Annotated in this window: 12 protein-coding genes; 11 read left to right on the top strand and 1 reads right to left on the bottom strand. The window is 42.2% G+C overall.

Annotated elements, in window-relative coordinates:
• Nucleotides 1-99 precede the first annotated feature (99 nt).
• The gene (gene ybfF, locus PSE69_RS10920) at nt 100-882 is read right to left on the bottom strand and encodes an esterase (protein WP_072502949.1); all 783 of its coding nucleotides are present in this window, start codon (nt 880-882) and stop codon (nt 100-102) included.
• A gap of 310 nt (nt 883-1,192) precedes the next feature.
• Between ybfF and seqA the strand changes: the two genes are divergently transcribed.
• From seqA to PSE69_RS10865, 11 genes are all read left to right on the top strand, one after another.
• Nucleotides 1,193-1,741: a replication initiation negative regulator SeqA gene (seqA, locus tag PSE69_RS10915; protein ID WP_004918133.1), complete on the top strand. Its 549-nt coding sequence runs from the start codon at nt 1,193-1,195 to the stop codon at nt 1,739-1,741.
• Nucleotides 1,742-1,802: 61 nt separating this feature from the next.
• On the top strand, nt 1,803-3,437 hold the full coding sequence (pgm, locus tag PSE69_RS10910; protein WP_004918135.1) for a phosphoglucomutase (alpha-D-glucose-1,6-bisphosphate-dependent): 1,635 nt from the start codon (nt 1,803-1,805) through the stop codon (nt 3,435-3,437).
• 299 nt (nt 3,438-3,736) lie between these two features.
• Nucleotides 3,737-4,825: a 3-phosphoserine/phosphohydroxythreonine transaminase gene (serC, locus tag PSE69_RS10905; protein WP_004918137.1), complete on the top strand. Its 1,089-nt coding sequence runs from the start codon at nt 3,737-3,739 to the stop codon at nt 4,823-4,825.
• A gap of 104 nt (nt 4,826-4,929) precedes the next feature.
• Complete coding sequence (aroA, locus tag PSE69_RS10900) at nt 4,930-6,204, top strand: 3-phosphoshikimate 1-carboxyvinyltransferase (protein WP_272675229.1); 1,275 nt, start codon at nt 4,930-4,932, stop codon at nt 6,202-6,204.
• 202 nt (nt 6,205-6,406) lie between these two features.
• A complete protein-coding gene (cmk, locus tag PSE69_RS10895; RefSeq protein WP_004918139.1) occupies nt 6,407-7,090 on the top strand; it encodes a (d)CMP kinase in 684 nt (227 codons plus the stop codon).
• A gap of 176 nt (nt 7,091-7,266) precedes the next feature.
• Entirely contained in the window at nt 7,267-8,940 is a 1,674-nt protein-coding gene (gene rpsA, locus PSE69_RS10890; protein WP_272675228.1) for a 30S ribosomal protein S1, read from the top strand.
• 55 nt (nt 8,941-8,995) lie between these two features.
• Nucleotides 8,996-9,283, top strand: coding sequence for an integration host factor subunit beta (gene ihfB / locus PSE69_RS10885; RefSeq protein ID WP_004918141.1), 288 nt, complete (start codon nt 8,996-8,998; stop codon nt 9,281-9,283).
• 612 nt (nt 9,284-9,895) lie between these two features.
• Nucleotides 9,896-12,229, top strand: coding sequence for a DNA internalization-related competence protein ComEC/Rec2 (locus tag PSE69_RS10880; RefSeq protein WP_272675227.1), 2,334 nt, complete (start codon nt 9,896-9,898; stop codon nt 12,227-12,229).
• 35 nt (nt 12,230-12,264) lie between these two features.
• On the top strand, nt 12,265-14,010 hold the full coding sequence (msbA, locus tag PSE69_RS10875; protein WP_004918144.1) for a lipid A ABC transporter ATP-binding protein/permease MsbA: 1,746 nt from the start codon (nt 12,265-12,267) through the stop codon (nt 14,008-14,010).
• Nucleotides 14,007-15,005, top strand: coding sequence for a tetraacyldisaccharide 4'-kinase (gene lpxK / locus PSE69_RS10870; protein WP_272675226.1), 999 nt, complete (start codon nt 14,007-14,009; stop codon nt 15,003-15,005). Before msbA ends, lpxK begins: the two co-directional genes overlap by 4 nt.
• A gap of 390 nt (nt 15,006-15,395) precedes the next feature.
• Nucleotides 15,396-15,611, top strand: coding sequence for a cold-shock protein (locus PSE69_RS10865; RefSeq protein WP_004918147.1), 216 nt, complete (start codon nt 15,396-15,398; stop codon nt 15,609-15,611).
• The last annotated feature ends 78 nt before the right edge of the window (nt 15,612-15,689 follow it).

Genomic DNA, 15,689 nt, shown 5'->3' with positions numbered 1-15,689 from the left:
AGTTATCAGTGTATTGAAGTTTGTCTTATATATTATTGGTTCTTATTTGGTTTATAATGAAGGGTTATATATTCCCTTCATTATAAATAAAGCTTGAATTTATTGGTATTCGGGCAAGTCTAAGAAACGGTGTATGGCTCTAAGTACATGATCTGGTTTCTCTGCATGAACCCAATGCCCTGCATCCGCGACGACCCATGCTTTCGCATTTGGGAACTGTGCGGCAATCTCTTCTCTATATTCGGCTTGCACATAAGGGGAGTTACCGCCGGGGATTAATAGAACAGGTTTATCCCAAGCCGGAACGGTTTCCCAGCCAATAATAGACTCATAGTTTTCTTTGATGGCAGGCAGGTTAAATTTCCACTCGCCTTGGCGGAATGATTTGAGTAAAAACTGAATGACACTCTCTTCATCAAGGTATTCGCGCATGACGACCGTCGCGTCTTGGCGGCTTTTGACGCCAGCGTGGGTCACCGCTTCGAGAGCCGCAATAATGGTATCGTGGCGGCGAACTTGATAAGCGACAGGCGCCATATCAATAGCCACAACTTTTTCTACGAAATGAGGGGCAATTTCGGTTGCTGCCATCGCAATTTTCCCGCCCATGGAGTGACCAATCAAAATGGCGTTTTCATATCCAAGGGATTGTAAGAGTGTCATGACATCTTGTGCCATTTGGCGATATTCCATTGTCGTGGCACGGAATGAGTCGCCATGGTTTCTGACATCAATTTGGATGGTGACAAAATATTTTTGTAAATCGCGGGCTAATACACCGAGATTATTGAGATCACCAAATAATCCGTGGATCAGCACGACAGGGGTAGACGATACCGGAGTTTCAGGTTTATGAATAGTATGGTTTAGCAGGTTTGTCATAGTTCATTTTCAGCTTATTTATCTTCTTTAACGATATGATGGCATGTACATTAGCAAAATCCAAACGGGTCGATTAATTATTCAATGCTATCAATAAAAGAATAAATGGAATATTAAGGTCTCATTCTTCTCATTATTGTATTTTTTTCTGATTAAACATAAAACCACCAATCAGATGATAACTTACTGAAATATCGTTGAACTTAGTGTGCTGTTTACTTTAAGTTATTGAAATTTTAATTGTTTTGTTTTCTTGAAATCTATCTTATAATCCCAACGCAAATTTTAGTTAAAAAAGTACTGGGAAAAAATGAAAACGATAGAAGTTGATGAAGAGCTTTACCGCTATATTGCCAGCCACACACTGCATATCGGTGAAAGTGCATCGGATATTTTGCGCCGTATGTTAAATTTAAAGTCCGGTCAGCCAGTACAAGTCGTTAAAGAACTCGGCAACGAACAGCCGCCGCAGCAGGCGGTCGAGACAAAAAAAACAGCCATTACGCCGCAAAATCCAGTTAGGGTGATGAGGGAGCTTTTACTCTCTGATGCTTATGCAGAAAAAAGCAAAGCCATCGACCGCTTTATGCTAATTTTATCGACACTCTATAGCTTAGACGCCACTGTTTTTGCTAATGCGACAGAGTCAATGCATGGTCGTACGCGTGTCTATTTTGCTGGCGATGAGCAAACACTGTTAGCCGCAGGTAAGCAGTCAAAACCTCGGCATATTCCGGGAACGCCATTTTGGGTGATCACCAACACAAATACCAATCGCAAACGCAGCATGGTTGAAGCAATCATGCAGGAAATGCAGTTCCCTGCCAATGTGATTGAGAAAGTTTGTAATACTATCTAATCGAAAAATTGAGGCATCGCTGGTGTCACAAATAAGGCACCAGTGCATTGGGAGATAACAAGTGACAATACATGAACGCGCAGGGCAGCTTCCGTTTCAGAAAGATTTGATTAATGTTGCACAACTAACCGCTCAATATTATCAACTAAAACCACAAGTCGGTAACCCTGAACATGCAGTGAAGTTTGGAACATCGGGGCATCGAGGCAGTGCAAGTAGGAAAAATTTCAACGAAAATCATATTCTTGCTATTGCTCAAGCGGTTGCTGATTTACGTAAAAAGCAAGGGCTAACAGGGCCATGCTTTGTCGGCAAAGACACCCACGCGTTGTCTGAAGCGGCATTTATTACGGTTATTGAGGTGTTAGCTGCAAACCAAGTCAATGTGGTTATCCAAGCCGATAACGGGTTTACTCCGACGCCTGCCATATCCCATGCGATTATCAGTTATAATCAATCCCATCAAGATGTTGCGGATGGAATTGTCATTACACCTTCTCATAACCCACCAGAAGATGGCGGTATAAAATATAATCCCTCGAATGGTGGCCCTGCTGATACCGATTTAACATCGGTTATCGAAAAGCAAGCAAATCAATTACTCGCAAACGGCCTTACGGGTGTTAAGCGTATTTCTTTTGAAGATGCGCTGGTCAGTGGTTATGTCACCGAACAAGATTTAGTCATGCCTTATGTCGCCGCACTGGGTGAAGTGGTGGATATGAAGGCGATTCAAAAAGCAGGTTTAAAATTAGGTGTCGACCCACTCGGTGGTTCTGGCATCGAATATTGGCGCAAGATTGCTGAATATTATCAATTAGATCTTGAACTGGTGAATGATCAATTAGATCAAACATTTCGTTTTATGCCGCTTGATCATGATGGTGTGATCCGCATGGATTGCTCATCGCGTTGGGCGATGGCTGGCCTATTAGGGATGAAAGAAAAGTTTGACTTAGCATTCGCCAACGACCCTGATTATGACCGTCATGGTATCGTCACCCCAGCAGGGTTAATGAATCCAAACCACTACCTTGCGGTCGCGATCGATTACCTATTCCAGCATCGCCCACAATGGGGGAAAGAGGTCGCTGTCGGGAAAACACTCGTTTCAAGTGCCATGATTGACCGTGTTGTTGCCGATATTGGACGTGAACTTGTCGAAGTACCCGTTGGTTTTAAATGGTTCGTCGATGGCTTGTTTAACGGAAAATTGGGTTTCGGCGGCGAAGAGAGTGCCGGAGCGTCTTTCCTTAAATTTGATGGCACACCTTGGTCGACAGATAAAGACGGTATCATTTTATGTTTGCTAGCGGCGGAAATTACTGCGGTGACAGGGGAAAACCCTCAGCAACGTTATAACAAACTCGCCGAAAAATTTGGTGCGCCTATTTATAGTCGTATTCAAGCCAAAGCCACCCATGAGCAAAAAGCGAAACTCAGTAAGTTGTCGCCAGAGATGGTCACTGCGGACTCTTTAGCGGGCGATAAGATCACTCAACGTTTAACGACGGCACCGGGTAATGGCGCTTCTATTGGTGGGCTAAAAATCATGACCGATTATGGTTGGTTTGCCGCTCGTCCATCCGGCACGGAAGAAGCGTACAAAATCTATTGTGAAAGTTTCCGTGGCGAAGAGCATTTACGCCAAATTGAACAAGAAGCAATAGAGATTGTGAATAAGGTTATTGCTTAATCAGCCGTATCATTATTGCCTAACTGGCTAGAGCAAAATATTTTCAAATCCCGATTATGCAAAACAGGCCATAATCGGGATTATATTTTTTATTCGTCCACTATCGCTTCATAATATTGTGGTGGTATTTGTTGTGACGGGATTAACAAAATTCCTCTCTTTTTTATCAATAAATTCAACTTATCGTATTTCCCATCAACTCGACAATAACCGTTGCAGCAAGTGACAGGTGATGATACAACCATAGTTACTGAGTTAATTTAACAAACATTGTTGAAATTGAAGATAGGGTGAAATCAATGAGTCAGGTTTATAATTTCAGTGCGGGTCCTGCCATGCTACCTGTTGAAGTCATGCGTCGTGCTGAACAGGAATTTTGTAACTGGAAAGGCTTAGGCGTTTCTGTTATGGAAGTTAGCCATCGCGGCAAGGATTTTATTGCGATAGCGGAGGAAGCAGAGCAAAATTTACGTGATTTATTAAATATTCCGCAAAATTATAAAGTACTATTTTGCCATGGTGGTGCTCGCGGTCATTTCGCTGCATTACCGCTGAACCTGTTGGGCGATAAAACCACGGCAGACTATATTGTTGGTGGCTATTGGGCGGAATCTGCGGCAGAAGAAGCACAAAAATATTGCACTCCTAACATTATCCAAGTCAAACAAGAAAAAGACGGTGTTGTGGGTGTGAAACCGATGAGCGAATGGCAATTAAGCTCAGATGCGGCTTATGTTCACTATTGCCCTAATGAAACTATTGATGGCCTAGCTATCCATGAAGAACCTGATTTCCCGAAAGACAAAGTGATCATTGCGGACTATTCATCTTCGATTCTGTCTAAACCTATTGATATTAGCCGTTATGGCGTGATTTATGCAGGAGCACAAAAGAATATTGGTCCAGCGGGTCTTACCATTGTTATTATCCGTGAAGATCTCTTGGGCAAAGCTTCAAAGCAGACACCCTCAATATTTGATTATACAACCTTAGCAAAATATGACTCGATGTTTAATACACCGCCGACTTTTGCTTGGTATTTATCAGGCATGGTCTTTAAGTGGTTGAAAGAGCAGGGCGGCTTGCAGGAAATGGCAAAACGCAACTATGAAAAATCACAATTGTTGTATAACGCAATCGATGATAGTGAATTTTATATTAACCGCGTTGCGGTCGAAAACCGTTCTTGGATGAACGTACCTTTCCAAATGCAAAATCCTGCGTTGGATGACAAATTCCTTGAAGAAGCGAAAGCACAAGGGCTATTGTCACTAAAAGGTCACCGCGTTTCAGGTGGGATGCGTGCATCAATATACAATGCGATGCCATTAGCCGGTGTCCAAGCACTTGTTGATTTCATGGCAGACTTTGAACGTCGCCACGCATAATCATCTTCCCGACCTAATCCGCGCATTGGGTCGGGTTTAACTATCTTCATTTTTGAAAACGATAATAAATAATTAGGCAAACAGTACTGGAGAACCTGCGCTTTATGCAATCCCTGACATTACAACCTATCTCTTCAATTAACGGAACGATCAACCTGCCAGGGTCTAAAAGTGTATCGAACCGAGCGCTGTTATTAGCGGCTATGGCTAATGGCACAACGTTACTGACAAACTTACTGGATAGTGATGATATTCGCCATATGCTGAATGCATTAAGCCAGCTTGGTGTTAATTACCAATTGTCTGAAGATAAAACACATTGCCGTGTTCAAGGAGTCGGTGGGCGGTTATGCCATACTGACGAACTGGAAATTTTTCTGGGTAATGCGGGTACGGCAATGCGCCCATTGACCGCAGCATTGTCGTTAGCGAATAACAATATTGTGTTAACAGGCGAGCCTCGCATGAAAGAGCGCCCAATAGGGCATTTAGTTGATGCTTTACGTGAAGGTGGCGCTACGATTGATTACCTAGAACAAGAAAATTATCCGCCCCTTCGCTTACGTGGTGGTTTTTCTGGTGGTGAAATATCGGTTGATGGCTCTGTCTCTAGCCAATTTTTGACCGCACTTTTGATGGCCGCGCCGTTGGCTGAGAAAGAGACAATCATTACTATCTCAGGTGAATTGGTTTCAAAACCTTATATCGATATCACCTTAGCCTTGATGGCCACGTTTGGCGTTGAAGTGGATAATCACCAATATCAACGCTTTGTTATTAAAGGGCAACAGCAGTATCAATCACCCGGTGAATACTTAGTCGAAGGTGATGCGTCATCAGCATCCTATTTTCTTGCCGCGGCAGCTATTAAAGGTGGTACTGTCAGAGTGACAGGTATTGGTCGTAATAGTCTCCAAGGCGATACCAAGTTTGCCAATGTACTGGAGAAAATGGGGGCAACAATTCGTTGGGGGGATGACTTTATTGAATGCCAACGAGGTACGTTAAACGGAATCGATATGGACATGAACGCTATCCCAGATGCGGCGATGACCATTGGTACTGTGGCACTGTTTGCGCAAGGGGAAACGGTGATCCGTAATATCTATAATTGGCGCGTGAAAGAGACGGATAGACTGTATGCTATGGCGACTGAACTGCGTAAGGTCGGTGCTGAAGTCGAAGAGGGGCACGATTTCATCCGTATTGTTCCGCCAGCGCAATTACAGCATGCTGAAATTGAAACCTATAACGATCACCGAATTGCTATGTGTTTTTCGCTCGTTGCCTTGTCTGATACCCCTGTTACGATTTTAGATCCAGGGTGCACGGCAAAAACATTCCCAGATTACTTCCAACAATTAGCCCGTCTGAGCTAAATTTTAATCATTCGACTGACTGACTTTGCATTGAGGCAATGTCAGTCAGTATCCATAATTAGCCGCCATTTATATATCTGCATAACCATTTTTCTGCGACTCATCAGAACCTGCTTATTTCACAAAATCGTCGAGTAGGTATAATACCACTACAGATTTTAATTGCAGGTGGTGAAACCACGTGCAGAGAAGGAGACCTTTTATGGTGGCAATTGCCCCTGTAATAACCGTTGATGGACCAAGTGGTGCTGGTAAAGGTACATTATGCCAAGCGCTGGCAAACCAGTTTGGATGGCAACTCTTAGATTCTGGTGCGATTTATCGTGTTCTCGCATTAGCGGCTTTACATCATCATGTAGACATTCAGTCTGAAGATGCGTTAGTACCTTTAGCGGCAAACCTAGATGTACGCTTTGTGCCAGAAGAAAACCAGTTAAAAGTGATTTTAGAAGGCGAAGATGTTTCAAATCAAATTCGCACGGAAGATGTGGGTAAAACCGCCTCGCAAATAGCGGCTTTTCCGCGTGTAAGGGAAGCGCTATTACGCCGGCAACGCGCATTTAGAGCGATGCCTGGTTTGATTGCAGATGGCCGTGATATGGGAACCGTTGTTTTTCCTGACGCTCCCGTCAAAATTTTTCTTGACGCTTCCGCCGAAGAGCGCGCTCATCGGCGCATGAAGCAGTTGCAGGAAAAAGGGTTTGATGTTAACTTTGAACGACTTTTAACCGAAATACAAGAACGCGACTATCGTGATCGTAACCGTTCGGTTGCACCTTTAGTTGCCGCGAAGGATGCTTTGATTTTGGACTCCACAAGTATGTCAATTGAGGAAGTCATTGAAAAAGCACAAGCCTACGCGAAAAAAATTCTGCAATTATCTTAATAATTGGCTGTATTTTAGCTTATAATGTAGATAGTATACGCATCTAATACTATGTTGATTTTTTCGCTTAACATGGTAATCACCTTATGACAAGGAAAGTTGTGGGGTATGTAAAACAACCCCATTTGGCCGGAAGCTGAATGGACGTTAATTTAAAACTCTTGAAGATCATTAATATGACAGAATCTTTTGCTCAACTCTTTGAAGAATCCCTGCAGAATATTGAAACCCGTCCTGGTTCTATCGTCCGTGGTACTGTTGTTGCCATCGATAAAGACGTTGTTCTGGTTGACGCAGGTCTGAAATCTGAATCTGCTATCCCAGTAGAACAATTCAAAAATGCTCAGGGTGAGCTAGAAATCCAAGTTGGCGACGAAATCGACGTAGCTCTGGATGCAGTTGAAGATGGTTTCGATGAAACTATCCTTTCTCGTGAGAAAGCGAAACGCCACGAAGCATGGCTGATGCTGGAAAAAGCTTACGAAGAAGCTGAGACTGTAACCGGTGTTATCAACGGTAAAGTAAAAGGTGGTTTCACTGTAGAACTGAACGGTATCCGTGCGTTCTTACCAGGTTCACTGGTTGACGTTCGTCCAGTTCGTGACACAACCCACTTGGAAGGCAAAGAGCTAGAGTTCAAAGTTATTAAGCTGGATCAGAAACGCAACAACGTTGTTGTTTCTCGCCGTGCTGTAATTGAATCTGAAAGCAGCGCAGAACGCGATCAACTGCTCGAAAATCTGCAAGAAGGCATGGAAGTTAAAGGTATCGTTAAGAACCTTACTGACTACGGTGCATTCGTTGATCTGGGCGGTGTTGATGGCCTGCTGCACATCACTGATATGGCTTGGAAACGTGTTAAACACCCAAGCGAAATCGTCAATGTTGGTGATGAAATCACAGTTAAAGTTCTGAAATTCGACCGTGAGCGTACCCGTGTTTCTCTGGGTCTGAAACAACTGGGCGAAGATCCTTGGGTTGCAATCGCTAAACGTTATCCAGAAGGTACTAAACTGACTGGTCGCGTAACTAACCTGACTGACTATGGTTGCTTCGTCGAAATCGAAGAAGGCGTTGAAGGTCTGGTTCACGTTTCAGAAATGGATTGGACTAACAAAAACATCCACCCATCTAAAGTTGTTAACGTTGGTGACGTTGTTGAAGTTATGGTTCTGGATATCGATGAAGAACGTCGTCGTATCTCTCTAGGCCTGAAACAATGCAAAGCGAACCCATGGCAGCAATTTGCAGAAACTCACAACAAAGGTGACCGTGTTGAAGGTAAAATCAAGTCAATCACTGACTTCGGTATCTTCATCGGTCTGGAAGGCGGCATCGATGGCCTGGTTCACCTGTCTGACATCTCCTGGAACGTTGCAGGCGAAGAAGCAGTTCGTGAATACAAAAAAGGTGACGAAATCGCAGCCGTTGTTCTGCAAGTCGACGCAGAACGTGAGCGTATCTCTCTGGGCGTTAAGCAGTTAGCTGAAGATCCATTCAATAACTACTTAGCAGCAACCAAGAAAGGCGCAATCGTAACTGGTAAAGTTATCGCAGTTGATGCTAAAGGTGCAACTGTTGAGCTGACTCTGGGCGTTGAAGGTTACCTACGTGCATCAGAAGCTTCTCGTGACCGTGTTGAAGATGCAACACAGGTTCTGAAAGTTGGTGATGATGTTGAAGCTAAATACACTGGTGTTGACCGTAAAAACCGTGTAATCAACCTGTCTGTTCGTGCAAAAGACGAAGCTGATGAAAAAGACGCTATCGCTACTGTGAACAAGCAAGAAGATACTAGCTTCGGTAACAACGCAATGGCTGAAGCTTTCAAAGCAGCTAAAGGCGAATAATTAAGGTAGGGGTAACAGGCGTTACCCCTTCGTAACGGTAGTTTAGGGAGGTACTATGACCAAGTCTGAGTTAATCGAAAGACTGGCTAGCCAGCAATCTCATCTGTCAGCAAAAACGGTCGAGGATGCTGTTAAAGAAATTCTCGAACATATGGCAGATACTCTGGCTGGTGGTGAACGTATAGAAGTCCGCGGATTCGGCAGTTTTTCTCTTCACTACCGTGCTCCGCGTGTTGGGCGTAACCCAAAAACTGGAGACAAAGTGGAGTTGGAAGGTAAATACGTTCCTCACTTTAAACCAGGTAAGGAATTACGTGACCGTGTAAATATTTATGGTCAATAATTGATTGTAAATCTTAATTATTAGTTCAAAACGGTGCTTGTGTTTCACAGCACCGTTTTTTTATTGGGGGTCTTTAACGTATTGATAGCGTTTCTGGCTAAAACGACACGCTCAGTAAAGGGGACCGTGAGCTGCTTAATTGCTTATCTGACTCGCAGGAAATCGTTTAAGTATTGTCGTAGGGCTGGAGCAATCTGCTAATGGCTAAAAAATAGAGCACCATAGATTAGGAGCGTAATAAAACTGGTTATGGTATAGCAATGGCTTGGAATGCAGACACAAGTTACCTGAACATGAATGACTCACTTAGGTAATTAGATTATATAGGCTGTTGATATTTAGCTTAGCTAAAATCGAGATAGACGAAGCTATATAGACAACGATATCACTCACTTTTAATTTAATCCAAGCGGCGATACTCTCTCTCAATAATTATTTAAATTAACAATAAAAACAAAATAGTTTTGTGAAGCCCCTCCTAAATAAAAAAATATGATTGAGTGATATCATCAAGTATTAGGAAGCAGCTCGTATCGCTGATATTCATGTTTTCCAAAAAAGGGTAAGCCTCGTTATGGTGCTCATTCATGTGGCGCGCTAAGAGGTGAGAAAATGTATGGCAGTATACTGACACTATTTCGGGGAGGATCACTTTCCTATACTTTAGCGGCGATCGCGATATTTATTGGCACATTACCGATTTTATTTATTCATCATATCCCCACAATAAATAATTCATTCATTATTTCAGGTATCTTGTTTCTATTTTTGTTATTTATAAAAGCACATCGTTATCTGAAGTTTTTTCTATTAATAGCTATCGCATTTTTGTGGGCATGTTGGCACGCTAATGATGTTATTGAGAAAATAAACCTACTGTCAAAAAAGTACCAATTATTAGACGTTACTATTATCAGTGTACCACTATTTAATAAAGAAAAAGAAAACATTAAAGTCAGAATTAATAAAGTTGCTGGAGTCACCGTGTTTCCGCCATTATATGCGGTATGGCAAGTGAAACATCGGTCAGGTGTTACTATTTGTGCGGGGCAAACTTGGCAACTTAATAGCCTATTAAAACCGTTACATGCATCCTTAAATGAAGGGGGCTTTGACCAACAACGTTATAGCCTATCACAACGTATTATTGGTAAATTAAAAAACACCCAAACAACAATGATCGACTCTCGCTGCTCTGTGCGGCAGAGGGTAATAGATTTTTATAAGGAAGAAATTCTTTCATTAAAAAATGCTGCGATTACTTATGCTTTAATGTTTGGTGAGCGCACATTATTAACGCCTGAGTTATCCGCACTATTACAAAGTACAGGTGTGAGCCACCTTATCGCCATATCCGGTTTGCACATCGGGCTATCTTATTTACTAGGCTATTGGCTTGCTCGGTGCTTACTGTATTTGCTTCCCAGCTACGTTATTAGCCCCAAAATACCTATTATATTTGGAGGCATTTTTGCTTTTCTGTATGGATGGGTCTCTGGTTTCGCTATTCCAGCAACACGTGCTTTAATTGCATTGGGGTTGTGGATCTATATCAAACAGCAAAAGAGCCTCTATTTTTCATGGCAATGGGCGGTATGGAGCATTGGTTTGATTGTGCTTGCAGACCCTTTAGCTATGCTATCTGACAGCTTTTGGTTATCCAGTTTTGCGGTATTGGCGATACTGTATTGGTTCAAGTTATTTTCTGTATCATCTTCTACACAGCATACAAAAGTCCTTGGTTGGTTAATTCCTTTTGTGCATTTACAAACGGGTTTATTGATCTTATTAGCACCAATACAAATGGGATTATTTCAAGGGATCAATTTTATGAGCTTTTGGGCAAACCTCTGGTTGGTTCCTATTGTTTCTTGGTTGGTTGTACCGCTTATCTTACTCTCATTTCTGCTATATCTGTTTCCAAGTGCTGCAATCCATCATTTTATTTTGCAGTTAATTGATAGCATTATTTCAATAGGAATAAAGCCATTAGTGTATCTCAGTGATTTTTGGATGGAGCTACAGTCCGTTTCATTGTGGGTTTCTATATTTTGCTGGTTGATTGGGGTATTTATTTCATTTGGCTGGCATCGAACCTATATTGGGTTATTAGGCTGTTTTAGTGCATTGTGCATCGGCACTGATAGTGCGGTTGATAAATCAGTAGAGCAAGGATGGAGCTTAACCACTCTGGATGTTGGTCATGGTTTAGCCGTTGTAATACAGCAAAAAGGCGTCTCCTATTTATATGATACAGGTAATCGTTGGCAAGGAGGAAGTAACGCCCAAAAACAGATCATTCCATACTTAAAACGAAAAGGGATTATCCCGATAGGCCTTATTCTAAGCCATAAGCACCTTGACCATATAGGCGGAGTGCCATTTCTAAAAAAACAATACCCTTGGTTAAATGTGCGAAGCAGTTTTGGAGGGGGGCAACATCTTCCTTGCTCTAAAGGTCAACGTTGGCAATGGGGAGAGCTGCACTTTGAAGTGCTTTGGCCTGAAAAGCTTGCTGAAAAGTCTCATAATGATGATTCTTGTGTGATCATGTTAACCGATGGCTACCATAAAATCTTACTAACAGGTGATATCGAAAAGCAGGGTGAGCAAGCAATTACCGCACTATATAAACATCGATTAAATGCGGACATTGTTTTTGCGCCACATCATGGCAGCAATACGTCATCAACGTCACTATTCATTAGAACAACTTCACCAACAACGGTATTAGTCTCTTCAGCAAGATACAGTCCTTGGAAAATACCGTCAGATAAAGTGTACTTACGGTACAAAAATAATAATATTAAATGGATTAATACAGCGGAGTCAGGTCAGGTAACTATCTGGTTTAAAAAAGAAAAGTTAAATATTTTGCGCTATCGAATCGAAATGTATCCTAGATGGTATCATCTCTGGTTTGGTGATCCGCCATTTCCCGAGTAGAATAGTGCGCTTACATTAAGTTTGGTAATAAAAACATGATTGATAAAGACCTTTCGACACGACAAACGTTTCGCCGGTTATGGCCTACTATTTCGCCGTTTAAAGCAGGCTTATTTGTTGCAGCTATCGCTCTAGTCATCAACGCAGCAGGGGATGCGTTTATGATTTCTTTATTAAAGCCTTTACTCGATGAAGGGTTTGAGAAAGCGGATAATGACGTTTTAAAATGGCTTCCTCTCGCTATGTTAGGTCTAATTATTGTTCGTGGTGCATCTAGCTTTGTTTCAACCTACTGTGTTTCGTGGGTTTCTGGGCAAGTTGTAATGAGTATGCGCCGTAAGCTATTTGGCCATATGATGGGAATGCCTGTCAGCTTTTTTGATCAGCAATCTACAGGAACCCTCTTATCACGTATCACTTATGACTCAGAGCAAGTGGCGGCATCATCGTCAGGTGCATTAATTACCATTATTCGTGAAGGTGCCTATATCATCGGTTTGTTTGCGATGATGTTCTACTATAGCTGGCAACTCTCCCTCATTTTGATTGTTATCGCGCCAATCGTCTCTATTACAATCCGCATCGTCTCTAAGCGTTTTCGCAAGATCAGTAAAAATATGCAAACGGGGATGGGGCATGTTACGGCTAGTGCTGAACAAATGTTAAAAGGGCACAAAGAAGTTTTAATTTTTGGCGGACAAAAAGTTGAAACTGAGCGCTTTAATAAAGTCAGCAATAATATGCGTAGCCAATCAATGAAAATGGTCACTGCTTCGGCAATTTCAGACCCGATTATTCAATTGATTGCTTCTTTTGCATTAGCGTTCGTTCTGTATGCGGCAAGTTTCCCTGAAATTCGTGAACAGTTATCACCGGGGACAATCGCCGTTGTTTTCTCTTCTATGTTTGCTTTAATGCGCCCATTGAAATCGCTCACTAACGTTAACTCTCAGTTCCAACGTGGGATGGCAGCATGCCAAACACTATTCTCTATTCTCGATACTGAACAAGAAAAAGACGAGGGAACCAAAGTATTATCTAATGTGAAAGGTGATATTGAATTTGAAAATGTCACGTTTACTTATGCAACTAAAGAACATCCTGCATTAGATGATATTTCATTTACTTTACCAGCAGGCAAATCGGTGGCCTTGGTTGGGCGTTCAGGCTCAGGGAAATCAACCATTGCCAATTTGATTACACGTTTCTATGACATCGATAAAGGCTCTATCCGTATTGATGGGCACGATATTAGGGAATATACCCTTGAGTCATTGCGTAACCAAGTGGCTCTGGTTTCACAGCATGTGTATTTGTTTAATGATACCATTGCAAACAATATTGCTTATGCAACAGATGGGCGTTTTAGCCGCGAGCAAATTGAGAAAGCCGCAGAAATGGCTTATGCGATGGACTTTATCGCGAAACTGGATAAAGGTTTAGATACGGTGATTGGGGAAAATGGTGTGATGCTCTCGGGGGGGCAACGCCAACGTATTGCCATTGCTCGCGCACTGTTGCGTGACGCCCCTATCTTGATCCTAGATGAAGCAACGTCTGCATTGGATACTGAATCAGAAAGAGCTATTCAAGCAGCACTGGACGAACTGCAAAAAAATAGAACGTCTCTTGTGATTGCTCACCGTTTATCAACTATTGAAAATGCGGATGAAATTTTAGTTGTTCAAGATGGTCGCATTATCGAACGTGGCAACCATAAAGCGTTATTAGCGCTAGAGGGGGCCTATGCTCAACTACATAAAATACAGTTTAGCCAATGATAGAAAAAATCTGGGCTGGTCAGTCATGGCTTTATATCTTACTACTGCCGTTCTCGCTGCTGTATGGGGCGATCGCGCTAGTTAGGCGTATAAGTTATCAAGCTGGGTTATTCCGTTCTTGGAAGGCACCGGTTCCAGTAATCGTTGTTGGCAATTTAACGGCAGGGGGGAATGGTAAAACGCCTGTCGTTATTTGGCTAGTAGAAGCATTAACTCGGGAAGGTTACCGCGTTGGTGTGGTTTCTCGGGGATATGGTGGAAAAGCAGATCACTATCCACTAGTGATTTCATCAACGACGACAACGGCTGAAGCCGGTGATGAACCTATTTTAATTCACTACCGAACCAAAGCGCCTGTCGCGGTGGCCCCCAAACGCAGTGAGGCGGTGAAAGCATTACTGGAAAACCATGAGTTGGACGTGATCATCACCGATGATGGTTTGCAACATTATGCGTTAGCGAGAGACTACGAAATCGTTGTGATTGATGGTCAACGCCGTTTTGGCAATGGCTGGTGGTTACCCGCTGGGCCAATGCGTGAAAGAGCGGGGCGTTTAACGAGTGTGAATGCCGTCATCGTTAATGGTGGGCAAGCAAGCGCGAATGAAGTCGCTATGGCATTAGAAGGGGATATTGCCGTTAATTTACTCAGTGGTGAAAAGTGTGCAGTGAGTGAACTTAAAACGGTGGTTGCTATGGCTGGCATAGGTCATCCTCCTCGCTTTTTCGCCTCCTTAGAAAAAAAAGGGGTAGAATTGGTGCAAACGCATGCTTTTGCAGATCATCAGCCGTATCAACAACACTCTCTGTTAGCATTAACACCTAATAATGAACCCCTGCTAATGACCGAAAAAGACGCAGTAAAATGCCAATCTTTCGCCCAAGTCAATTGGTGGTATCTGCCTGTGGACGCTTCTTTCGATGCGTCAGGGGAAGCAAAAATCCTCAGTGAGATCAAAAACACGGTAGAACGCTATAAAAAAACTTGTCTTTAAACATTTACTGTGATAATAATATCTCCAACGTGATGTAGATCTCTTTATTATGTATATAAATGTAATTCATTAATAATGAGTATCTATATTTGATTTATTCACGGTCAACTGAGTTCGTCTCTATTTCCTCGCAGTTTCCACGTTTATTCATCAGTTTTGTCATCTCAATGTCAAAATAGGCTGTTAAGTTACAGTGGATGATTGGTATGCGAAAGACCGTTAATTTAATAGTGTGTACAGATTAATAACAACAGTACATCCGGTAGTAATCGTTTACTTGCTCTTAAAGCGTTTTAATAAATCGGCAATTTATCATGGGGTATAACGTGTAAAGAGTAATAGTACAACAATAAATAGAATTATTGTTCTCAGAACAAAAGGAGTTTTAATATGAATTTTCAATTACATATGGGTCGAGTTAAATGGTTTGATGCAAATAAGGGTTATGGATTCATTTCACCAATAAATGGCGGTGATGATATCTTTGTTACACGTAAATCAATTGCAAATAAAAAAATCAAATCATTATTTGAAGGTCAAAATGTCGAGTTTTCTGTTACTCGCAATTCAGATGGCATAACGGCTGCTGACGTTATTGCTTATTAATTAAATCATTAACAGTACCGTTTCTCCTGCACCTCTATCCTCTCAATTTCTCGCAGGAGAGCGTATTCAAAAAGATTA

Source organism: Providencia sp. PROV122, assembly GCF_028482365.1.
Taxonomy (GTDB): Bacteria; Pseudomonadota; Gammaproteobacteria; order Enterobacterales; family Enterobacteriaceae; genus Providencia; species Providencia stuartii.
The sequence above is the reverse complement of the archived record's forward strand: the minus strand, read 5'-3'. Positions and strand labels throughout refer to the sequence as shown.

What these genes read in the sequence shown, in the direction of transcription:
- ybfF (WP_072502949.1), bottom strand. Translation starts at nt 882, where the DNA reads ATGACAAACCTGCTAAACCATACTATTCATAAACCTGAAACTCCGGTA.
- seqA (WP_004918133.1), top strand. Translation starts at nt 1,193, where the DNA reads ATGAAAACGATAGAAGTTGATGAAGAGCTTTACCGCTATATTGCCAGC.
- serC (WP_004918137.1), top strand. Translation starts at nt 3,737, where the DNA reads ATGAGTCAGGTTTATAATTTCAGTGCGGGTCCTGCCATGCTACCTGTT.
- aroA (WP_272675229.1), top strand. Translation starts at nt 4,930, where the DNA reads ATGCAATCCCTGACATTACAACCTATCTCTTCAATTAACGGAACGATC.
- cmk (WP_004918139.1), top strand. Translation starts at nt 6,407, where the DNA reads ATGGTGGCAATTGCCCCTGTAATAACCGTTGATGGACCAAGTGGTGCT.
- rpsA (WP_272675228.1), top strand. Translation starts at nt 7,267, where the DNA reads ATGACAGAATCTTTTGCTCAACTCTTTGAAGAATCCCTGCAGAATATT.
- ihfB (WP_004918141.1), top strand. Translation starts at nt 8,996, where the DNA reads ATGACCAAGTCTGAGTTAATCGAAAGACTGGCTAGCCAGCAATCTCAT.
- PSE69_RS10880 (WP_272675227.1), top strand. Translation starts at nt 9,896, where the DNA reads ATGTATGGCAGTATACTGACACTATTTCGGGGAGGATCACTTTCCTAT.
- msbA (WP_004918144.1), top strand. Translation starts at nt 12,265, where the DNA reads ATGATTGATAAAGACCTTTCGACACGACAAACGTTTCGCCGGTTATGG.
- lpxK (WP_272675226.1), top strand. Translation starts at nt 14,007, where the DNA reads ATGATAGAAAAAATCTGGGCTGGTCAGTCATGGCTTTATATCTTACTA.
- PSE69_RS10865 (WP_004918147.1), top strand. Translation starts at nt 15,396, where the DNA reads ATGAATTTTCAATTACATATGGGTCGAGTTAAATGGTTTGATGCAAAT.